At 64.3% G+C, this 21,428-nt stretch carries 20 protein-coding genes; 5 read left to right on the top strand and 15 right to left on the bottom strand.

Translation table 11 applies throughout. The features are described 5' to 3' along the window. Nucleotides 1–4 precede the first annotated feature (4 nt). The 8 genes from B2P87_RS04745 to acs all read right to left on the bottom strand — a co-directional run bounded on the left by B2P87_RS04745 (nt 5) and on the right by acs (nt 9,448). A complete protein-coding gene (locus B2P87_RS04745; protein WP_141892078.1) occupies nt 5–505 on the bottom strand; it encodes a flavin reductase family protein in 501 nt (166 codons plus the stop codon). A 99-nt stretch (nt 506–604) separates the two neighbouring features. Then, the gene (locus tag B2P87_RS04750) at nt 605–2,014 is read right to left on the bottom strand and encodes a 3'-5' exonuclease (protein ID WP_058287160.1); all 1,410 of its coding nucleotides are present in this window, start codon (nt 2,012–2,014) and stop codon (nt 605–607) included. A gap of 2 nt (nt 2,015–2,016) precedes the next feature. Continuing rightward, a complete protein-coding gene (locus B2P87_RS04755; RefSeq protein WP_141890523.1) occupies nt 2,017–2,535 on the bottom strand; it encodes a hypothetical protein in 519 nt (172 codons plus the stop codon). A 76-nt stretch (nt 2,536–2,611) separates the two neighbouring features. Next, a complete protein-coding gene (locus B2P87_RS04760; RefSeq protein ID WP_141890522.1) occupies nt 2,612–4,435 on the bottom strand; it encodes a DUF294 nucleotidyltransferase-like domain-containing protein in 1,824 nt (607 codons plus the stop codon). Nucleotides 4,436–4,542: 107 nt separating this feature from the next. Continuing rightward, nucleotides 4,543–6,327 carry a sodium:solute symporter family protein gene (locus B2P87_RS04765; protein ID WP_141890521.1) on the bottom strand — a complete coding sequence of 595 codons (1,785 nt, stop codon included), beginning with the start codon at nt 6,325–6,327 and terminating at the stop codon, nt 4,543–4,545. A gap of 1 nt (nt 6,328) precedes the next feature. Beyond that, complete coding sequence (locus B2P87_RS04770; RefSeq protein WP_141890520.1) at nt 6,329–6,613, bottom strand: DUF4212 domain-containing protein; 285 nt, start codon at nt 6,611–6,613, stop codon at nt 6,329–6,331. Between the two features lie 182 nt (nt 6,614–6,795). Continuing rightward, nucleotides 6,796–7,479: an adenylate kinase gene (locus B2P87_RS04775; protein WP_141890519.1), complete on the bottom strand. Its 684-nt coding sequence runs from the start codon at nt 7,477–7,479 to the stop codon at nt 6,796–6,798. Between the two features lie 7 nt (nt 7,480–7,486). After that, nucleotides 7,487–9,448 carry an acetate--CoA ligase gene (gene acs / locus B2P87_RS04780; RefSeq protein WP_141890518.1) on the bottom strand — a complete coding sequence of 654 codons (1,962 nt, stop codon included), beginning with the start codon at nt 9,446–9,448 and terminating at the stop codon, nt 7,487–7,489. 503 nt (nt 9,449–9,951) lie between these two features. On the opposite strand from acs, the gene B2P87_RS04785 reads away from it, so the two are divergent. The 3 genes from B2P87_RS04785 to B2P87_RS04795 all read left to right on the top strand — a co-directional run bounded on the left by B2P87_RS04785 (nt 9,952) and on the right by B2P87_RS04795 (nt 13,123). Continuing rightward, entirely contained in the window at nt 9,952–10,968 is a 1,017-nt protein-coding gene (locus B2P87_RS04785) for a C4-dicarboxylate TRAP transporter substrate-binding protein (RefSeq protein ID WP_058287153.1), read from the top strand. Between the two features lie 80 nt (nt 10,969–11,048). Then, the gene (locus tag B2P87_RS04790) at nt 11,049–11,714 is read left to right on the top strand and encodes a TRAP transporter small permease subunit (RefSeq protein WP_058287152.1); all 666 of its coding nucleotides are present in this window, start codon (nt 11,049–11,051) and stop codon (nt 11,712–11,714) included. A gap of 5 nt (nt 11,715–11,719) precedes the next feature. Next, nucleotides 11,720–13,123, top strand: coding sequence for a TRAP transporter large permease (locus B2P87_RS04795; protein WP_058287151.1), 1,404 nt, complete (start codon nt 11,720–11,722; stop codon nt 13,121–13,123). A gap of 212 nt (nt 13,124–13,335) precedes the next feature. Here B2P87_RS04795 and B2P87_RS04800 read toward each other — a convergent pair whose 3' ends face one another. Genes B2P87_RS04800 through B2P87_RS04830 form a run of 7 tightly spaced genes read right to left on the bottom strand, consistent with a single transcriptional unit; the run spans nt 13,336 to nt 19,160 of the window. Then, entirely contained in the window at nt 13,336–14,067 is a 732-nt protein-coding gene (locus B2P87_RS04800; protein WP_141890517.1) for a GNAT family N-acetyltransferase, read from the bottom strand. Next, the gene (gene menC, locus B2P87_RS04805; protein ID WP_141892077.1) at nt 14,064–15,197 is read right to left on the bottom strand and encodes an o-succinylbenzoate synthase; all 1,134 of its coding nucleotides are present in this window, start codon (nt 15,195–15,197) and stop codon (nt 14,064–14,066) included. The genes B2P87_RS04800 and menC overlap by 4 nt, the downstream gene beginning before the upstream one ends. Nucleotides 15,198–15,241: 44 nt before the next feature. Further along, entirely contained in the window at nt 15,242–16,000 is a 759-nt protein-coding gene (locus B2P87_RS04810; protein WP_141890516.1) for an ABC transporter ATP-binding protein, read from the bottom strand. Further along, the gene (locus tag B2P87_RS04815; RefSeq protein WP_141890515.1) at nt 15,997–16,731 is read right to left on the bottom strand and encodes an ABC transporter permease; all 735 of its coding nucleotides are present in this window, start codon (nt 16,729–16,731) and stop codon (nt 15,997–15,999) included. Before B2P87_RS04815 ends, B2P87_RS04810 begins: the two co-directional genes overlap by 4 nt. A gap of 1 nt (nt 16,732) precedes the next feature. Then, on the bottom strand, nt 16,733–17,440 hold the full coding sequence (locus B2P87_RS04820; RefSeq protein WP_141890514.1) for an ABC transporter permease: 708 nt from the start codon (nt 17,438–17,440) through the stop codon (nt 16,733–16,735). A 33-nt stretch (nt 17,441–17,473) separates the two neighbouring features. After that, nucleotides 17,474–18,250, bottom strand: a complete 777-nt coding sequence (locus B2P87_RS04825; protein WP_141890513.1) for an ABC transporter substrate-binding protein — start codon at nt 18,248–18,250, stop codon at nt 17,474–17,476. 31 nt (nt 18,251–18,281) lie between these two features. Beyond that, on the bottom strand, nt 18,282–19,160 hold the full coding sequence (locus B2P87_RS04830; RefSeq protein WP_141890512.1) for a MurR/RpiR family transcriptional regulator: 879 nt from the start codon (nt 19,158–19,160) through the stop codon (nt 18,282–18,284). Nucleotides 19,161–19,460: 300 nt separating this feature from the next. On the opposite strand from B2P87_RS04830, the gene dusA reads away from it, so the two are divergent. Together dusA and B2P87_RS04840 are read left to right on the top strand one after the other, a co-directional pair. After that, complete coding sequence (gene dusA / locus B2P87_RS04835; RefSeq protein ID WP_141890511.1) at nt 19,461–20,486, top strand: tRNA dihydrouridine(20/20a) synthase DusA; 1,026 nt, start codon at nt 19,461–19,463, stop codon at nt 20,484–20,486. Nucleotides 20,487–20,572: 86 nt separating this feature from the next. Continuing rightward, nucleotides 20,573–21,427, top strand: coding sequence for a sulfite exporter TauE/SafE family protein (locus B2P87_RS04840; protein WP_141890510.1), 855 nt, complete (start codon nt 20,573–20,575; stop codon nt 21,425–21,427). Nucleotide 21,428 lies beyond the last annotated feature (1 nt).

A 21,428-nucleotide genomic window follows, 5' to 3' on the forward strand; every position in this document is an offset into this window, starting at 1 on the left:
GCGCTCAGCTCTGTTCCAGAAAACCGCCGTACTGGCCGCGCTTGAATATCAGCCCCTTGCCGGGCCGGGTGGTGACGCTGGCCACCTCGCCGACGACGATGGTGTGATCGCCTGCCGGATGAGCAGCAAAGCGGCGGCAGTCGAAACGGGCAATCACCGCCTCCAGGGCCGGCGAACCTTGCGCGTTCGGCTGCCAGGCGGCGGCAGAGAAATCCTCGCCGTTGGCGGCGAAATGCTTGGCCAGGTCCAGCTGGTCCTCTGCCATCACGTGAATGGCGAAATGCTCGGCGCCGACAAAGGCGTCATGGCGCAGCGAGGCTTTGGCCGGGCACCACAACAGCAGCGGCGGCTCCAGCGAGACGGATGTGAAGCTGTTGACGGTGATCGCCAGCGGGCCGCGCGCGGTCTGGGTGGTGACAACCGTCACCCCGGTGCCGAAGCAGCCGAGCGCATCGCGGTAGGCCCGGGCGGTCTCCGGCCCGGGGATAAAGCTGGTGTCGGCCATGTCGCGCGCCTCTTTTTCGTTCGGCAGTGACCTGCCACGCATGGGGCCGGTTGTCCACCTTACACCTGTATTTCGTAGATCAGGCGGCAAATACAGGTGCTAATTCAAGTCCTCTAACAGGCGTCCGTGCTTGCGGGTCTCCTCAATCACCGCGCCAAAGGTGCCGAGGCCGCGCGCCTCCAGCATTGGCAGCATTTTGCAGAACACCTCTGCCGTGGCTTGAGCATCCCCCATTGCGGTATGGCGCAGGGCAGGCGGGATGGTCACTTCCAGCCGCTCGCACAGCGCATCCAGCGTGTGGCTCTGCGAGGCGCCGAACAGCACCGCGCTCAGCAGCACGGTATCCAGAACCGGCTGGTCCCAGCTGACGCCCGCACGTTTGGCATGGCGGCGCAAAAAAGCCATGTCGAATGGTGCATTATGGGCGACGATCACCGCATCGGAGGCAAACCTGTGAAAGGCGCGGGCGGCTTTGCCGATGTCCGGGGCGCCCTGCACCATGGCATCGCTGATCCCATGCACCTTGGTGGAGGCGGCGGGGATCGGCGTGCCGGGATCGACCAGCGTGGCGAACTGCTCGCCAGCAATTATCCTGTTGCGCACCACCCGCAAGGCGCCGATCTGGACGATCTCGTCCTTATGCGGCAGGAGGCCGGTGGTTTCGGTGTCAAACACCACATAGCTGAGGTTTGACAGCTTGCGGCTGTCCAGTTCCGCGTGCTCGGTGTCCAGCAGGGCAAAATCATAGACCAGCGGCCGCGAGTCGCCGGGGGCAAGGTCCGCATGGGCGCCTTCGAACAGGATGATGTAACCCGGCGCGCCGCCCAGCGGTTTCAGCCGCAGATCAAACACCTGGCTGCCGCTGGCGCTTTTCACCTCGGCCAGAACCTCCAGCCCGCTGCGCACCAGCCGGCCGTAGGCGGCCTCCAGCCCGGTGCGGTCCAGGTAATCGGACAGCGGCGCATTGAGCCGCGGCGGCGCTTCCTGCGCCAGCACCGCGGCGGCCTGGCCGTCATAGAGCACGATCTGATGCGCCGGGCTGGCCATGACGGTGGCAACCGGAATGTCGGTGAGCAACGCCGCAAGGCGGGCTTTCTCGGCTTCCAGATGCTCGGTCTCGCGGGCGATGGCTTCGGCCGCGGACAGGGCAGAGGCGCCCAGCTGGCCCGCCAGCCCCTCGGCAGCGGCCGCCAGGTCGCCCAGGTAGCGGGCGCTGTGGGTGTCCAGCTCCTTGCTCACCCCGGCGTGGGCGCGGGCGCGCATGCCTGCCGCCAGCCGTTCGATCGGCTTGGCGACGTTCTCGTCAAACAGCAGCCAGACCCCGGCGCTCAGCCCGAGCATGGCAAAGCTGCTCAGCAGGCCGGAAAAGATGAAGGCATCGGTCAGGGCGGGCTGGCCCGCGCGGCTGTAGCCAAGCCACAGCGCGCCGCCGGTGACGGCGATGCCGCCAAGCGCCAGCAGGCAGAAGAACAGAAAGATCCGCAGGCGCAGGCTGAGGCGTGACAGCATCGTTATCCTCCGCAGGCCGTGGTCAGCAGCGCGTCCTCCGGGGCACCGGCAACCCAATCGAGCCCCGCGGGCAGGCTGTTGCCGGAAAAGACGGTGCCGTTCGCCACCAGCGCGCGGCGCCATTTGCCGCAGTCCAGCACCGCAGGCCGCTTGCTGAGCGGGGCCCAGCGGCCAAAGAAATAGACCTCGGCCAGATAAACCTGCGGATGCGCCTCGTGGCTTTTCATGGTGGCGGTGTCGATGGCGGCAAACCGGTCCACATAGGGCACGGCATAGGTCCAGGGCCGGTAGAAGCTTTTGTTCTGAACCGTTTCCGCCACTTCCACCCCTTCCGGCAGGGCGGCCCTGGTGCGCCCGTACCAGCCGTATTCGGAGGCGATGGTGACGCCGATCATCGCAAGCCCCGCCGCCACCGGCGCCATCCAGCTCGGCAGCCGCCCCTTCAGCGTCCGGTTCAAGAGCATCACCACGCCCGCCGCCGCGATCCCTGCAAAAATCACCGCAATCAGTTCCAGAAACATCCCATCTCCCCGCAGGCCACCGGCCTTGTCATCTTTCCCGAAATACTCGCGCCGCAGGCTCCCGCACGCGCAGCCGTCAGCTCAGCATTCCCTTACCGTGCCCAACTGCCGATTGCATCGTCTTTACCACAACAAAGGCGTCGCGCAGATGACTTCGCTCAAAATCCGACAGGTCCGAGGGCGCCAGGTAATTGTCCGGTGCCTGGCCGCCGCGGATCTGCGCGGCCTGATGCTCCAGTCTTGTCTGGGCGATCAGGTCGTAGGCATCCGTCAGATCCCGCGCACCGGAGGGGCTGAGCACGCCCGCGGCCTCCGCCGCCTCCAGCCGGGCGCGGGTGTTGACCTCGGCCAGTTTCCCCTGCAGCGCATAGACCCGGCCCAGATCCACCACCGGCACCACGCCGTTGTGCTTCATGTCCAGCGTGTTGCGGTGCTCGCCCGAGCGGATGGTGGCCAGCCCGCGCAACAGGCCCAGTGGCGGCGTGTGTTTCAGCGAATTGGCGATCATATGGGCGGTGAAGATGGTATTGGCGCTGGCCGCCTGCAGGGTTTCCTGCTGCAGGTCGGCAAACAGCGCGGCGTCGCCGCCGATGGGGCGCAGGTCGAACATCACCGAGGCCAGCATCTGCGCTTCCGGGTTCGGCTTGACGATCCAGCCGCGGAAATAGTCGCGCCACACCCGCAGCGGCTGCCGCCAGCGCGGGTTGGAGGCCATCATGTCGCCGGGGCAATAGACGTAGCCGCAGGTGTTGAGCCCGTCGCAGACAAACTTGGCGAGCTGTTCGAAATAGGCCTCATCGCCCGGGGCCAGATCGTCGGACAGGATCAGGCAGTTGTCCTGGTCGGACACGCCCGTCTGCTCGCGCCGCCCTTGCGAGCCGCAGGCGAGCCACAGGTAGGGCACCGGGGCCGGGCCATGTTTATCTTCCGCCAATGCCAGCAGGCGGCGGGTCACGGTGTCGGCGATGTCGGTGATCAGCCGGGTCACCACCTCATGCCGGTTGCCGCCTGCCACCAGCTGCACCAGCAGGCGGGGGATTTCGGCGGTGGCCTTGGCCATCTCTTCAGCCGACGCGGCACGGGCAATGCTCGACACCATCTCGCCTGAGCTGACGGCCTGGAACCGGGTGAGGTCGGTCTGGGTGACGATGCCTGCGAGCTTTCCAGCCTCGACCACCGGGATGTGGCCGATGCCATGCTCCATCATCATGTGCAGCACGTCGGAGCCGATGGCGGAGGGCGCCAGGGTCAGCGGGTCCGGGGTCATCACGTTGCAGACCGGGGTGGAGATCGGCTTGCCTGCGGCGAGGATCTTGGCGGTCAGGTCGCGGGTGGTCAGGATGCCTTGCAAATGATCCCCGTCGGTCACGCAGACGGAGGAGATGCGGCGGTCCCGCATCAGCTGCGCGGCGCCCTGGCAGGTCAGGCCGCCGGAACAGGTGACGGGCGCGCGCGCCATGATGGCCTCAACCCGGGTGGTGGCCAGGCTGCCGGAAACCTGGCTGCCGGGGCGGCGGCGGTCGAAGAATTTGGCGACCTTTGGCTGGCCGGCCATCAGGGCATGGAAATCCGCCTTGGGCAGCAGCAGCAGAAGCGTGTCCTTGGTGGTCCGCGCAGAGGTCACCGCCCGGCCGCCGCGGGTCAGCCCGCGTTCGCCAAAGGAATTGCGGGGGCCGAGGATGGAAACGGGAATGCCGTTCTCATCGGTCACTTCCACCTCGCCGGTGTGGACCAGGTACAGCCCTTCCAGATCCTCGTTCAGCGCATAGACAGCATCGCCTGCAGCTGCATCGATCAGGCGAAACTTGGGGGCCAGCGCCTGCAGCAGCGCCGGTTCCAGGCTGTCGTAGGGGTGGACCGAAGTCAGAAAGCGGAGCAGCGCGGCATCAGAAAGGGGCATGGGCGTACCTGCATGGAATCAGGAAAAAAATGGTCCCGCCGAGTGTGAACCGGACGGGACCATGAGGAAAGAGGCGGGCCGCTGGGAGGCAGCCCGCCCAGGGGAGGTTAGTGGTCCTGTGCGGCCCCGGCGCCGCGCGGGATGCGGACGCTTTCCACCAGCTCTTCGATCTCGGCGGGGATCGCCTCGGTCGATTTCGACACCAGGAAGGCCACCGCGAAGTTCACCATCGCGCCGATCGCACCGAAGGAGGTGGATTTGACGGTGCCCAGCAGCGGATCTGCATCGGTGAAGGAGTTGGTGTCCGGAATGAACAGCCAGCCCTTGTGCAGGAAGATGTAGACCAGGGTCACGATCAGGCCTGCCAGCATGCCGGCTACGGCACCCTTGTTGTTCACCTTGGTGAAGATGCCCATCATCAGCGCCGGGAAGATCGAGGCAGCCGCGAGGCCAAAGGCCAGCGCCACAGTCTGCGCGGCAAAGCCCGGCGGGTTCAGACCCAGGTAGGTTGCCACACCGATGGCCACGGCCATGGCGATCCGGGCCGACAGCAGTTCGCCTTTTTCCGAGATGCTCGGGTTGATCGACCCTTTGATCAGGTCGTGCGACACAGCCGAGGAGATCGCCAGCAAGAGGCCCGCAGCGGTGGACAGTGCAGCCGCCAGGCCGCCAGCCGCCACCAGACCGATGACCCAGCCCGGCAGGTTGGCAATCTCAGGATTGGCCAGAACCAGGATGTCGCGGTTGAAGTTGGTCAGCTCATTGCCGGCCCAGCCGTTGGCTTCGGCAGTGGCCTGCAGATCGGCGTTCTGGTCGTTGTAGTACTGGATCGCACCGTCGCCGTTCTTGTCTTCCCAGCCCAGGAGGCCGGTCTGCTGCCAGGTCGCCATCCAGTCGTACTGCGGATCGTTTTCGATTTGCTGCACGGTCACGGCGCCGCCTTCGATGCCGCCGTTCGGCCACATCATCTCGGTGATGTTGAGGCGGGCCATGGCGCCAACTGCCGGAGCGGTCAGATAGAGCAGCGCGATGAACACCAGCGCCCAGCCGGCCGACCAGCGGGCATCAGCCACTTTCGGCACGGTGAAGAAGCGCATGATGACGTGGGGCAGGCCGGCGGTGCCGATCATCAGCGACAGGGTGAACAGCACCATGTTGAAGGTGTCGGCGTGATGCGCGGTGTACTCGTTGAAGCCGAGCTCGGTCACGATGGCGTCCAGTTTGGCCAGCAGCGGCTCGCCGGAGGCTGCGTGATCGCCGAACAGGCCGAGCGCCGGGATCGGGTTGCCGGTCAGCTGCAGCGAGATGAAGATGGCCGGGATGGTGTAGGCCATGATCAGCACGACGTACTGGGCCACCTGAGTGTAGGTCACGCCCTTCATGCCGCCGAACACGGCGTAGGCGAAGACCACACAAGCGCCGATCAGCAGGCCCGCGGTGTTGGAGACCTCCAGGAAGCGGCCGAAGGCCACGCCAACGCCGGTCATTTGGCCGATCACGTAAGTGGTCGAGGCGACGATCAGGCAGATCACAGCCACCACGCGCGCGGTCGGGGAGTAGAACCGGTCGCCGATGAACTCGGACACGGTGAACTTGCCGAATTTGCGCAGGTAGGGCGCGAGCAGCAGCGCCAGCAGCACGTAGCCGCCGGTCCAGCCCATCAGGAAGGTGGAGTTGTCATAGCCGGTGAAGGCGATGAGGCCCGCCATCGAGATGAAAGACGCCGCCGACATCCAGTCGGCTGCGGTGGCCATGCCGTTAGTGACGGGGTGAACGCCCCGGCCCGCGGCATAGAACTCCGATGTGGAGCCCGCGCGGGCCCAGATCGCGATGCCGATGTAAAGCGCGAAAGACGCGCCCACAAACATCAGGTTGATGGTAAACTGATCCATCTTATTCTTCCTCCACGCCGTATTCGCGGTCCAGCTTGTTCATCCGGAACGCGTAGAAAAAGATCAGCGCCAGGAACACCAGGATCGAGCCTTGCTGGGCGAACCAGAAGCCCAGATCGCTGCCGCCAACCCTGATGCCCGAAAGCATCGGGCGCAGCAGGATGCCGAAGCCGAATGAAACGACAGCCCAGATCACCAGGCTGATTAGAATAATGCGCACGTTTGCCGCCCAATAGCCTTTGTCGGCTTCGGCGGTTTTTGCCGCATTTGTGGTTTGATCCGCCATGGCGGCTCCTCCTTCTTCCTCCTGAGCCGCCGCGGGGACCGGGCGGACTCTCTCCGTTTGCCAGCAGCCGGGTCGCGGCGCGCAGGCATGACTCCTTTGGTCTGCCAAGGCAGGTCCATCGGGTATCTCATTGTCCGGGGGGCGGGATTCTGCCGGTCAGGGCAGGCCCCGCTTCTTATTCGTTAGCTGGTGGCCTTTGTCACAATGGCCGCCATGTCCTGGGCGATGTCGTCGATACCGCCCATGGCATCCGTGGTTTGCAGCACGCCCTTGCCGCCGTAGTAGGCAATCAGCGGCGCGGTCTGCGCGTGATAGGCCTCCAGCCGGCTGGCAACGGTTTCTGCATTGTCGTCAGCGCGGCGCTTCATCTCTGTGCCGCCGCATTTGTCGCATGTGCCGGCCTTTGCAGGCTGCTTGAAGCTGTCGTGATAGCCCTCGCCGCAGCCGCCGCAGGTGTAGCGGCCGGAAATCCGCTCGACCATGGCCGCGTCGTCCACTTCCAGGCTGATCGCGGCGTTGATCTTCTGATTGGTTTCCGCCAGCAGGCCGTCCAGCGCCTCTGCCTGCACGGTGGTGCGGGGAAAGCCGTCAAGGATCACGCCCTTGGCGCAATCGGGTTTTGCCAGGCGGTCGCGCAGGATGTTGATCACGATCTCGTCGCTGACCAGCTGGCCCGCTTCCATAACCGCCTTGGCCGCAAGGCCCGCAGGGGTGCCCGCGGCAACCGCCTCGCGCAGCAGGTCGCCGGTCGACAGCTGCACATAGCCGAATTTTTCCTCAAGCATCCGCGCCTGGGTGCCCTTGCCGGCGCCCGGAGGCCCCAGCAGGATCAGAACGGCGGGACGGGTCATAACTGCCATATTCATCGTTAAATCACCCCTTGTTCGCGCGGTTTTCGATCAGGTCTTCGACCACCGACGGATCGGCCAGGGTCGAGGTATCGCCCAGGGAGCCAAAATCGTTCTCGGCAATCTTGCGCAGGATACGGCGCATGATCTTGCCGGAGCGGGTTTTCGGCAGGCCCGGCGCCCACTGTATCACGTCCGGAGAGGCAATCGGGCCGATTTCGGTCCGCACCCAGGTGCGCAGTTCCTTCAGCAGCTCATCCGAGGGTTCGCGGTCGTTCATCAGGGTGACATAGCAATAGATGCCCTGGCCCTTGATCTCATGCGGGTAGCCGACCACGGCGGCCTCGGCGACGGCGGCGTGGGCCACCAGGGCGCTTTCGACCTCAGCCGTGCCCATGCGGTGGCCGGAGACGTTGATCACGTCGTCGACGCGGCCGGTGATCCAGTAATCGCCATCCGCGTCGCGGCGGCAGCCGTCACCGGTGAAGTAGTAACCCTTGTAGTCCGAGAAATAGGTCTTCTCGAACCGCTCATGGTCGCCCCAGACGGTACGCATCTGGCCCGGCCAACTGTCCTTGATGCACAGCACGCCTTCGACATCGTTGCCTTCGATCTCAGCCCCGGATTGCGGGTCCAGCACCACCGGCTGGATGCCGAAGAACGGCTTCATCGCCGCGCCCGGCTTCATCGCGTGGGCGCCCGGCAGCGGGGTCATCAGGTGGCCGCCGGTCTCGGTCTGCCACCAGGTGTCGACGATCGGGCATTTGCCCTTGCCGACAACCTCGTTGTACCAGGTCCAGGCTTCGGGGTTGATCGGCTCGCCCACGGTGCCCAGCACCTTGAGATCGCTCAGATCGCATTTCTCGACCCAGGAATTGCCCTGGCCCATCAGTGCGCGCAGGGCGGTGGGGGCAGTGTAGAACTGGTTCACCTTGTGCTTTTCGCAGACCTGCCAGAAGCGGGAGGCATCGGGGTAGGTCGGCACGCCCTCGAACATCAGGGTGGTGGCGCCATTGGCCAGCGGGCCGTAGACGATATAGCTGTGGCCGGTGACCCAGCCCACGTCCGCGGTGCACCAGTAGATGTCGCCGTCGTGGTAATCGAAGGTGATTTCGTGGGTCAGCGCGGCATAGGTCAGATAGCCGCCAGAGGTATGCACCACACCCTTGGGCTGGCCGGTGGAGCCGGAGGTGTAGAGGATGAACAGCGGATCTTCGGCGTTCATCTCGGCCGGTTTGCAGTAATCATCCGCTTCCAGCGCCATCTCGTTGTAGTCATAGTCACGCCCGTCGACCCAGGTGGTCTGGCCGCCGGTGCGCTTGACCACCAGGCATTTCACCGTGTCCTTGGTGTGCAAGAGGGCGGCGTCGGCGTTTGACTTCAGCGGGGTCTTGCGGCCGCCGCGCGGCGCCTCGTCGGCGGTGATGATCACCTTGGCGTCGCAGCCGTTGATCCGGGCCGCCAGCGCATCGGGGGAGAAGCCGGCAAAGACGATGGAATGAATGGCGCCGATGCGGGCGCAAGCCAGCATGGCATAGGCCGCCTCGGGGATCATCGGCAGGTAGATCACCACCCGGTCGCCTTTGCGCACGCCCATCGATTCCAGGATATTGGCCATCCGGCAGGTGCGGCGGTGCAGCTCCTTATAGGTGATGTGCTGCGCGTCCTCGTTCGGATCATCCGGTTCCCAGATGATCGCGGTCTGGTCGCCGCGGGTGTCCAGGTGGCGGTCGATGCAGTTGGCGGACACGTTCAGGGTGCCGTCTGCGTACCAGTTGATCGAAACATTGCCGAAGCTGTAGTTCACGTCCTTCACTTGGGTGAACGGCTTGATCCAGTCGATGCGCTTGCCCTGTTCGCCCCAGAAGCCTTCCGGGTCGTTCATTGAGGCGTCGTACATTTCCTGGTATTTCGCGGCATTGACATGCGCGCGGGCAACGGTTTCGTCGGATGGCGGATAGACAGCGTCTGCGTGCAGCGCGTTCATTCGGTTTCCTCCCAGAAATTTTATTGGCAAGACAAACGACACCGCTGTGCCGTGGCTGTCAAACCGTTTCCTCCTAGGCACTGATAATACCGCGTGCTGAAAATTTGTGAATAAGCGACCGGTTTTTAAGCATTTCATTGTCAACGAATTTCCCTCTAGTCAACGTGTCTGTAAATGTTTTGACACCCGCAAACGCTGCATTTGGGAAAAACAACAGTTTAGGTGTAAACGCTTTTGCGGTCATTTTGCGGTTGAAGCCGGGGCAGATTGACCAAAGGGCAGCCTGAGCGGCGGAAACAGGCCCAATCGCGCTGCGGCATATTGTGCCAGGCCGGCCCGCGGCGGGCGGACGGGAGCGCCCCGGTGCCCTGAACGCGAGTCACTGCGTCACGTTTCTGCCGTGGGGGTTGGCAGGGCGCGGCCTTGCGGCTAGCCTGTCGGGCAAGCGTCCGCCTGGCGCATGTGCGGCAGGCAAAAAGGGCGCAATCCGGGAGAGTTAGATTATGAACAGATTTCTGACCGCCGCTGTGGCGGCGACTGCTGGCGTTGCAATGGCGGGCGAGGCCGCGGCGACCGAGTGGAACGTGTCCCTGTGGGGCAAGCGCCGCGCCTTCACGGAACATGTGGAGAAACTGGCCGAGCTGGTCAGCGAGAAGACCAATGGCGAGTTCACTCTGAACATCAGCTATGGCGGTCTCAGCAAGAACAAGGAAAACCTCGACGGCATCTCCATCGGGGCGTTTGAAATGGCGCAGTTCTGCGCCGGCTACCACCGTGACAAGAACCCCTCGATCACCGTTCTGGAACTGCCGTTCCTGGGCGTGAACACGCTGGAGGAAGAGGTGGCCGTGTCCCACGCGGTTTACGCCCACCCGGCGGTAGAGGCGGATCTGGACCGCTGGAACGCCAAGCTGCTGATGACCTCGCCGATGCCGCAGTACAATATCGTCGGCACCGGCGAGCCGCGCGATGAGCTGGCGGAGTTCAAGGACATGCGGGTGCGCGCCACCGGCGGCATCGGCCAGGCCTTCTCCGCCGTGGGCGCGGTGCCGACCTCGGTGACCGCAACCGAGGCCTATAACGCGATGGAATCCGGCGTTGTTGACACCGTTGCTTTTGCCCAGCATGCGCATCTCAGCTTTGGCACCATCAACAAGGCCGACTGGTGGACCGCCAACCTGAACCCCGGCACCGTGAACTGCCCGGTGGTGGTCAACACTGACGCCTATGAGGCGCTGAGCGATGCCGAGCGCGAGGCGCTGGACAGCTCGGTGGAGGAAGCGATTGCCCATTACCTGGAGAACTACGGCGCGCTGCTGACCAAATGGGACAGCGTCCTGGACGAGAAGGGCGTCGAGAAGGTGATGATCTCTGACGAGCAGCTGGCCGAATTCCGCAAGGTGGCCGCCGACCCGATCCGCGAACAGTGGATCAAGGACATGAGCGCGCAGGGCCTGCCGGCGCAGGAGCTGTACGATCTGGTGCAGAAGACCCTCAGCGATCACCGCTCGGGCAGCTGAGCCTGACATGATACGGAAGGGCCGGGCGGACAGTTCCGGCCCTTTTCTGTCTTTGAAATTCTGGAACATGGGGGCAGGGCATGGCAGGCAGCGCAGCAGTCCTGGAGGACGGCAGCCTGATCAGCAGGCTGGACCGCGGTTTATTGAAGGCCGAACGATTGCTGGCACTGCTGAGCGGGATCGCGGTGTTTTCTCTGATGATCCTGGCGGTGGTCTCGGTCGGCGGGCGCAACGCGATCAACGCGCCGCTGCCCGGCTATGTCGACTGGATCGAGCAGATCATGCCGCTGATTGCCTTCATGGGCATCGCCTATGTGCAGCGCCAGGGCGGCCACATCCGCATGGACATCTTCATCGGTGCTTTGCGCGGCCGGGCGCTGTGGCTGTTTGAGCTGGTGTCGGTGCTGCTGATCCTGTTGCTGATTCTGGCAATGGTCTGGGGCAGCTGGGCGCATTTCCAGCGTTCCTTCGACTTTGCCGCGCCGATGTGGAGCCGTGACAGCTCCATCGACATCGGCCTGCCGATCTGGCCCGCCAAGCTGCTGGCGCCGGTGGCCTTTGCGGTGCTGGCGCTGCGGCTGGTGCTGCAGATCTGGGGCTATGGCCGGGCGCTGGTGCTGGGGCTGGAGGCGCCGGTAGCAGTGCCGCTGGTGCAAGGCGCCGCCGAACTGGCGGCGGCAGAGGCCGAGCAGATGCAAGGCCATGACAGCAGCGCAGGTGATAACGCGACTGGCGGGCAGGGGTAAGCAATATGGAACCGATTGAAATCGGCCTGTGGGTCACGGGCGGCCTGCTGGCGATGGTGGTCCTGGGGATGCGGGTGGCCTTTGCGGCGGGCCTTGCAGGGCTCATCGGTCTGATCTGGATTTTCTGGGCCAAGTTCGGCTATGACCCGGCCCGGTTCGGCAAGGCGCTGACCGTCTCGGTCAAGATTGCGGGGCAGGTGCCGCACTCCAAGGTGTCCAGCCAGGCGCTGTCGCTGATCCCCACCTTCATCCTGATCGGCTACCTGGCCTATTACGCCGGGCTGACGCGGGCGCTGTTCACTGCCGCGAAACGCTGGATCGCCTGGCTGCCGGGCGGGCTGGCGGTCTCCACCGTTTTTGCCACCGCGGGCTTTGCCGCGGTGTCGGGGGCCTCGGTCGCCACCTCCGCCGTCTTTGCCCGGATCGCCATCCCGGAGATGCTGGCCATCGGCTACAACAAGCGCTTCGCGGCAGGCGTGGTGGCGGCGGGCGGCACGCTCGCCTCGCTGATCCCGCCCTCGGCCATTCTGGTGATCTATGCCATCATCGTTGAACAGGACGTGGGCAAGCTGTTGCTGGCGGGGTTCATCCCCGGGGCGTTTTCGGCAGTGATCTACGGTCTGCTGATCGTCGGCATCGCGGTGGTCTTCAAATCCGTCGGCCCGCCGGTCAAGGGCTTCACCTGGGGGCAGCGCTTTGCCGCGCTGCCTGGGGCGCTGCCGATCATCCTGGTGGTCGTGATCATCATCTGCTTCGTCTACAACCCCTTTGGCGGCGACGCCTGGGGCACCCCGACCGAAGGCGGCGCCATCGGCGCCTTCATCGTGTTCCTCTATGCGCTGAAGGAAGGGATGAAATGGGCGGAGCTGAAGTCTGCGCTGCTGGAAACCGCCAAGCTGACGGTGATGATCTTCACAATCATCTGGGGGGTGCTGATCTATGTGCGCTTCCTGGGCTTTGCGGATCTGCCGGGGGCGTTCTCGGACTGGATCACCACGCTGGAGATGAGCCCGATGGTGATCCTGATCTGTATCCTGCTGGCCTATGCGGTGCTGGGCATGTTTATGGACGCTATCGGCATGCTGCTTTTGACCCTGCCGGTGGTCTACCCGGCGGTGATGGCGCTGAACGGCGGCGAAAGCGTTGCGGCGGCCGACAGCGCCTTTGGCATGAGCGGCACCATGTGCGCGATCTGGTTCGGCATCCTGGTGGTGAAGATGGCCGAGTTCTGCCTGATCACCCCGCCCATCGGGCTGAACTGTTTCGTTGTGGCCGGCGTGCGCGACGACCTGAGCGTGCAGGATGTGTTCAGGGGCGTGATGCCGTTCTTTGTGGCGGACGCGGTGACGATTGCGCTGCTGGTGGCCTTCCCGGGGATTGTGCTCTACCTGCCGTCCTTGGCCGGGTAGAAGACGGGCGCGGACAGGACGGGCGCTCAGGGCTCACCAAAGCAGATGGAGACCGGCTTGGCAGGCGGCTGCACGGGGCCGGTTTGGCGCGGCATGACAGAAATTGCCCCCTGTACCCGGTCTCCGGTCACAAGTGCTTTTGAAAATGGATGCTCAAGGACAGGGGAGCCTTCGCCATCAGCTGATCGGCGCAATCGGGACCCTTCTCCGCCTTAGGACCTGGTCAAACGATAACGGCAGGTTTCAATGTCAAATCCGTCAACTTTGTACCCCTGCGCGAAGGCCGAAGTCATTTCTTCCCGCACGCGAAGCCGCTCGGCAACTGCTGCGTCAAGATCCGAAGCCAGCAGCCCGTCCAGGTCCTTGGGGATCTCCACTGTCATGGTTTCCGCTGCCCCGGCGGGCGCGACCGTTTTCCACCCTTTCGCCAGCGCCTCAACACGGGGTGACGTGAGGGTCCAGTCGACCAACAGACGGTCTGAGGGAATGCCAGCGTTGATGCCGACCATTTCACCGTAATAATCTTCGTAATACGTTCTGGCAGAGCCGCCCAGACGGGCAATATTCAGCCCTGCGTTGACGCGGCGCAGCGGGTCGAACGTCCAGCGGACCAAGGTCACGCCACGCTTCAGGCACCAGTCGCGCTGAAACCATTTCAGTTTCAGCCCCAGCCCCATGCCGCGGCTGTCGGGATGCACGGCCAGCCGGTGTGAATGCTGGATATGCGGCTGCCCGGTGGGGAAGCCGAACAGAAACCCAAGCATCCGCCCGTCCTTGAAGGCGCCCGCCACAAGGCCGCCTTCATGCTGGATCGCCAGCATCAAGTCGGAGTTGTCCGGCGGGTCGTCCTTGCCCCAGACCTCTTTCTGAAACCACTCCGCGTGCTTGTGTTCGGCCACGCCGTTCAGTTCGCGCAGAACCAGCCCCGTACTCACCATGTTCATGCAGTGATCTCCTCGGCGTGATCCGTGACAGACGCGAGGTAATCCCGGTCCAGGGTCACGCCGATGCCCGGCCCGTTGACAGGAACCGGCATTTCGCCATAGGAGGCTTCGAGCGGTTCGTTGGTGATGTCCCGCGCGAAGTAGCGGCTGGCGCTGGATGTGTCGCCGGGCTTGGTGAAGTTGGCGAGCGTTGCAAGGTGGATGTTATGCGCCCGGCCGATGCCGCTTTCCAGCATGCCGCCGCACCAGACCGGCACCCCGAAGGCGGCGCAGGTGTCGTGGATGGCGCGCGCCTCGGCAAAGCCGCCGACGCGGCCGACCTTGATGTTGATCACCCGCGCGGCGCCGGTTTCCAGCGCCTTGCGCGCGTCGCTGGCGCTGCGGATGCTTTCATCAAGACAGATCGCGGTCTTAAGCGCGCGCTGCACGTTGGCGTGATCGTGGATGTCGTCATGGGCGAGCGGCTGTTCGATGTAATCCAGTGCGAAGGCGTCCAGCGCCTGCAGCTTCGGCAGATCCGGCAGCCCGTAATCGGTATTCGCATCGACCGTCAGCTTGATGTCCGGGAATTCGGCGCGCACCGCCTCTACGATCCGGACGTCGTGGCCCTGGGCGATTTTCAGCTTGGTGCGCTTGTAGCCCTGTTCAACCGCGGTGCTGACCCGTTCCAGCGTGGTTTCAATCGGCGCGATGCCAAGGCTCACCCCCACGCTGACATGATCGCCGGTGCCGCCCAGGGCGGCTTTCAGCGGCAGGCCGAGGCTCTTGGCCCAGAGATCCCAGAACGCCATCTCCACCGCCGCCTTGGCCATGCGGTTGCCGCGCCAGGGCGACAGGATCGGCTGCAGCTCGTAGGGCGAGGCAAAGCGCTTGCCGACGATCTGCGGCAGCAGCACCTCGCGCAGGAAGGCCATCGCGCCGGGGATGGTCTCCTCCAGGTAATCCGGGGCCGGGTCCATCACCGCTTCGGCCACGCCCTCGATGCCTTCGCCCTTCAGGATCAGCAGGGGGAAGGTCTTGGCGGTCATGGTGCCGGTTGAAATCACGAAGGGGGTGAGCAGCGGCAGGCTGACAATACGCAGCTCGGCGCTTTCGATGCGGATGCCGGGGCGCGAGGGGGCGGGGGACATGGGTGAATCGCTGGTCATTTCTGAAACCTGAATAGGGGCCGGGGTCACATCGCCTTGGCGATGAAACGGCGGAATTCTTCTGTTTTGGGATTGGTGAACATCTCGTCGGGCGGCCCCTGTTCGGCGATGCGGCCTTCGTGCAGGAAGACCACTTCGGAGGACACTTCGCGGGCGAACCCCATCTCGTGGGTGACGACGATCATGGTGCGGCCTTCGGCCGCAAGATCCTGCATCACCTTCAGCACCTCGCCCACCAGTTCGGGATCAAGGGCCGACGTCGGCTCGTCAAACAGGATCGCGTCGGGCTCCATCGCCAGGGCGCGGGCAATCGCGACGCGCTGCTGCTGGCCGCCGGACAGCTGGGAGGGATACATGTGCATCCGCTCTTCCAGCCCGACCCGCTTCAGGAAAGCCTCCGCCTTGCTGCGGGCCTCGGCCTTGGGTTCGCCTTTGACCTGGACCGGGCCTTCCATCACGTTTTCCAGAACCGTGCGGTGGGTCCAGAGGTTGAACTGCTGAAACACCATGCCCAGCCGGGCGCGGATCGCCTCGATATGCCGCGCATTCTGCGGCTTGCCGTTCTTCACCAGGATTTCTTCGCCATGCACGGTGACCTTCCCCGAGGTCGGTGTCTCCAGGAAGTTCAGGCAGCGCAGAAAGGTCGATTTGCCCGAGCCCGACGATCCGAGGATGGAGATCACGTCATGGTTTCTGGCCGCGAGCGAGATGCCCTTGAGAACCTCGACGGAACCGAAGGATTTGTGGATGTCTTCGGCTTTGAGAATGATGTCCGGTGGGGTCATGCCCGTGTCTCCTTCAAAGGCTGGACGGTGGCTGGGGCTTGATGCCGGGCGCCGATATGGCGGCTGAGGCGGCGTTCGGCCTGCCGCCAGAGCAGAACAAAGACCGCGGTGATGCAGAGATAGATCAGGGCCGCCCAGAGATAGACCGAGAAGTCGAAGGTCTTGGAAAAGATCTGCCGGGTGCGGCCCATCACGTCAAAAACCGTGACCACGCTGGCCAGCGCGCTGGCCTTCATCAGCAGGATCACCTCGTTGCCGAGCGCGGGCCAGGCGATGCGGTAGGCATGCGGGAACACCACCCGGCGCAGCGCCGTGATCCGGCTCATTCCGATCGCCTTGGCGGCTTCGATCTCGCCGCGCGGAACGCCGAGGATGCCGCCGCGCAGGATCTCGGTCTGATAGGCGGTGGAGTTGAGCGCAAACGCCAGCAGCGCGCAGTTGAACGGGTCGCGGAAGAAGGTCCACAGCCCCCACTCCTGAAGCAGCGGCCGGAACTGGCCCGAGCCGTAGAAGATCAGGAACAGCTGCGCCAGGATCGGCGTGCCGCGCATGAACGAGACATAGAGCCGGAGCGGCGCCTGCGCCATCGGGGAGGCGTGGACGCGGATCAGCGCAAGGGCCGGTGACACCAAGGCGGCGATCAGCGCGCCCAGCAGCGTCAGCTTGATCGTCATCAGGGTGCCGTCGAGCAGCCGGGGCCAGTACTGCGCGAGGATGTCGAGCGGGTTCATCTCAGGCCCTCCGGATGCCGCGATTGGCGCGGCGTTCCATCTGCGCCAGCACCAGTTCGGACAAAACGCACATCGCCCAGTAGATCAGGCAGGCCATCAGGTAGAAGGTGAAGGGCTGCTTGGTCACGCCCACGGCGACCTTTGTCATGCGCATCAGGTCGTCCAGCGCAATGACCGAGACCAGCGCGGTGTCTTTCAGCATGTTGATCCACAGGTTGCCCAGGCCCGGCAGCGCAAAGCGCCAGACCTGCGGCAGCCGGATGCGCAGGAAGATCTGGCGGCCGGTCATGCCGATCGCCCGCCCGGCTTCCGCCTGGCCGTTGTCGAGCGACTGAAACGCCCCGCGCAGCACCTCGGCGGCAAAGGCGCCGAATACCATGCCAAGAGCCACCACCCCGGCCGCAAAGGGACTGAAGTCCGTGGGCGCGGCCTCCGGCGCCCACCACCGCAGGACCGCATTGATCAGCAGGCCAGCGCCGTTGTAAACCACAAAGAGGGTCAGGATCTCTGGCAGGCCGCGCATGACAGTGGTGTAGCCGAACCCCAGCAGCCGCAACGGCAAAAGCCGGGACATCGAGGCGGCGGCGGCCAGGAACCCGAGGAGCAGCCCGACGGGGAGAGTGACGATCGCCAGTTGCACCGTGATCGCAAGACCCCGCAGGATTTCGTCCCCCCAGCCTGCATCGCCATATGAGAACAGTTCAAACATGGATACCCTTTTCAGGCTGAGGGGACATTCCGTTTACTTCATCGTGTAGACGTCGATGTCGAAGTACTTGTCGTTGATCGCCTTGTAGGTGCCATCGGCGCGGATCTCGGCGAGGGCGGTGTTCAGCTTCTCGCGCAGCGCGTCATCCTCCTGGCGCACGGCGATGCCCACGCCATCGCCAACGAAGGCCGGATCGGTGATCGGCTCACCCGCCAGTTCGCAGCAGCTGCCGTCATCGGACTTTTTGGTCCAGTCCAGCATCGGCAGCATGTCCCCGACCTGCAGGTCGATGCGGCCCGAGGCCATGTCCAGGTTCACCTCGTCCTGGGTCGGATAGAGGCGGATGTCGGCATCCGGGTAGGCGGCTTCGATATAATCGGCCTGGGTGGTGCCCGACTGCGCGCCGATCACCTTGCCGGCCAGCGCTTCATTGGTGAATTCCGTGATGTCCGACCCTTTCGGCACGACATGGGTCATCGCCGCCAGATAGTAGGGATCGGTGAAATCGACCTGCTTCTTGCGCTCTTCGGTGATGAACATCGAGGCGATGATGAAGTCATACTTGCTGGCCAGAAGGCCGGGAATGATCCCGTCCCAATCCTGCGCCACCACGGTGCACTCCTCGCCGATGCGCTTGCACAGCTCCAGACCGATCTCAACGTCGAAGCCGGCAATCTTGCCATCGGATTCGATGTAGTTGAACGGCGGGTAGGCGCCCTCGGTGCCCAGCCGCAATCCGTCCGCCGAGGCTGTGCCGGCGGCCATCGCCGCGGACGCCAGGGCGAGTGCCAGTGTCTTCTTCAATGTCATGGGAGTTCCTCCTGTCATTTCCAAGTTTTGATTATTTTTCGACGGCGGCGACCGGATCGCCGACATGGCCGGTGAAGCGGCCGTAAAGCTCTGCAATCCGGTTCAGACGCTCTTCGACCTGCGGCCCCAGTTCCATGCACACGCCATTGATGAGGAGATTGGACAGGCTCGCCATCTGCGCCGTGGAATCCCAGAACTGGTTGAACTGGGTCGGTACGGCAAAAACCTCGTCGGCGGTTTCGCGGCCCCAGTCGCAGAACACATCGGTAATCAGAGTCACCGGAATGCCGGCGGTCTTCGCCTCGCGCGCCAGAATCTTGGCCAGCCGGGAATAGCGGCGGGCCTCGAAGATCACCAGACAGGCCTCCCGGCCGGAGGCCAGTATTTCGGCAAAGTTTCCCGCCGCCAGGTCAATCAGGGTTACCTCGTCGCGCAGGTACTGCATCTGATTGGCAAAATACTGGGCAAGCCCGCGTTCGGTCTGGAAACCGGCCACGTAGACGTGCTGCGTCCTGGCCAGCCTGGCAACCGCATTTTGCCACTCAGCGGACCGGGCATATTCATAGATCCGCACGACGGCCGCGATTTCCAGCTCCATTCCCTGAGAAAGATGGCCCTCGTCGTCGCGGGCGGTAGTGCGCAGTTCATTCAGCCGGTCGCTCACCAGCCACGGATGATCGCCCAAGTCGTCCTTCAGGTGCTCTTTCAAGTCCTTGAAACTGGCGTATCCGTTGCTGCGGCAGAACCGGCCAACAGTAGCTTCGCTCACCCCGACTTTCTCTGCGAGGCTGGCGGCGGTCTCAAACGGAACCTGCTCCAAGGCGCTCAGCATATAGTTGGCAATGGCCCGCTCGGCTTTCGAACCGGTTTCAAGGGCATGGGCAAGTTTTGAGCGGACAGGGGCGGGCAACGTAGCGGACCTTGCGATGGGGATGAACCGTTTGAGTGAAATTGCAAGAAAACTGTCATGCGGTCAAGGTAATTTAAAAAACTTACATCCGCGCCAGAGGGTGACACATAAGGCGCTGAAATAAATGGGGATTTTTCCGGAGCAGTTTCCGGCCTGCCGGGCGGCGTCCCGGCAGTGCCCGCAGCGGGGTGCTGGAACTTGGGGTGCAAAAAGTGCTAAGCGGCGGCGTCGGCGCTGCGTTCTGCAGCAGCGCTGTCAAAAACGGGGCTGAATGGGGCCGAAACGGGGAAGCCGCACAAAATGGCGAATTCAAAAAACCGCGAAAGATCAGGGTTTTCCGATGTCCAGCGCGCTGCGCGTCTGTCCGTTGCGCCGATGATGGATTGGACCGACCGGCACTGCCGCTATTTGCATCGGCTGCTGAGCCGGGAAACGCTGCTTTACACCGAAATGGTGACCGCGCCGGCCCTGGTGCGCGGTGGGGCGCTGCATCTGCTGGAGTTCAATGCCGAGGAGCATCCGGTAGCGCTGCAGCTGGGCGGCTCGGATCCGGGGGAACTGGCAGAGGCCGCCCGGCTGGGCGCGGAGACCGGCTATGATGAGATCAACCTCAACTGCGGCTGTCCCAGCGACCGGGTGCAATCCGGCGCTTTCGGGGCGGTGCTGATGCAGACGCCGGAACTGGTGGCCGATTGCGTCTCGGCGATGCGGGAAACGGTGGATGTGGAAGTCACCGTCAAATGCCGCATCGGTGTGGATGAGCAGAAGCCGGAAGAGGTGCTGCCGGAGTTCCTGGAAAAGATCCGCGCCGCGGGCTGCGGCCGGGTGACCATTCATGCGCGCAAGGCCTGGCTGCAGGGGCTGTCTCCGAAAGAGAACCGGGACATTCCGCCGCTGGACTATGAGCTGGTGCACCGGATGAAGGCGGCGTTCCCGGATCTGCATGTCTCGCTCAACGGCGGCATAGCAACGCTGGCGGAGGCCAAGGCGCATCTGGACCGCGGCCTGGACGGGGTGATGGTGGGGCGTGCGGCCTATCACCAGCCTGCCGATGTTTTGTGTGCGGCGGACCCGGAGATCTATGGCACAGGCTCTGTCAGCGACCCGGCAGAGGCGGTGCGGCAGATGCTGCCCTATATCGAGGCGCGGCTGAGCGAGGGTGCCAGGCTCAACCAGATCACCCGCCACATGCTGGGGCTGTTTGCGGGCAAGCCGGGGGCGCGGCAGTGGCGGCGGATGCTCTCCGAGGGCGCCTGCCGGGCCGGGGCCGGGCCGGAGCTGGTAGAGGAGGCGCTAGCGCAGCTCGGCAAGCGCACTGCAGCGTGACGGTACGCCTCACGCGCTAGTGCCTTGTGCAAGCGGGGAGCGGCGGCTAACCCTTTGCCGGTGAACCAAAGCCCGAGGTGCTCCGCATGACCGATCCCGCCCTGACAGCCGCCCTGTGGCCAGAGCCCGCCTTGCTGATCCAGATGGCGGTGCTGCTTGTGGTGATCGGCGCCTTTGCGGGCGTGCTGGCCGGGCTACTAGGCGTCGGCGGCGGCATCGTGCTGGTGCCTGCGTTTTTCTATGCGTTTCAGACACTTGGATATGGCGGCGATCAGCTGATGCAGATCTGCCTGGCGACCTCTCTGGCAACGATCATCGTGACCTCGGTGCGCTCTGTCATGAGCCACAACAAGAAGGGCGCGGTGGATTGGGACATCCTGCGCGGCTGGGGGATCGGCATTGCCATTGGCGCCGTTGCGGGCGTCTTGGCGGCGTCGTCCCTGCGTTCCACCGTGCTGCAGGGGGTATTCGGCGGGCTGGCGCTGGTCATTGGCTGCTACCTGGGGCTGGGCCGGTCGGAGTGGCGGCTGGCCGAGGCGATGCCCAAGGGCATCAGGCGGGTGGTGCTGTCGCCGGCTGTCGGCTTCCTGTCGGTGCTGATGGGCATCGGCGGCGGCAGCTTCGGGGTGCCGCTGATGACCCTGCACGGGGTGGCGGTGCACCGGGCGGTGGCCACCGCTGCGGGCTTTGGCGTGATCATTGCGGTGCCTTCGGTTGCCGGGTTTCTGCTCTTGGAGGTGGACCCCGCAACCCGGCCGCCGTTCACCATCGGGGCGGTCAATCTGGTGGCCTTTTTCATCGTGATTGCCATGACCCTGATCACCGCGCCCTGGGGGGTGAAGCTGGCCCATGCGATGGATCCCAAACCGCTGAAGCGGGTGTTCGGGGCGTTCCTGGTGCTGGTGGCGCTGAATATGCTGCGCAAAGCTTTTGGCTACTGAG

It is taken from the genome of Leisingera sp. UBA4491 (genome assembly GCF_002388965.1).
GTDB classification, from domain to species: Bacteria; Pseudomonadota; Alphaproteobacteria; order Rhodobacterales; family Rhodobacteraceae; genus Leisingera; species Leisingera aquaemixtae.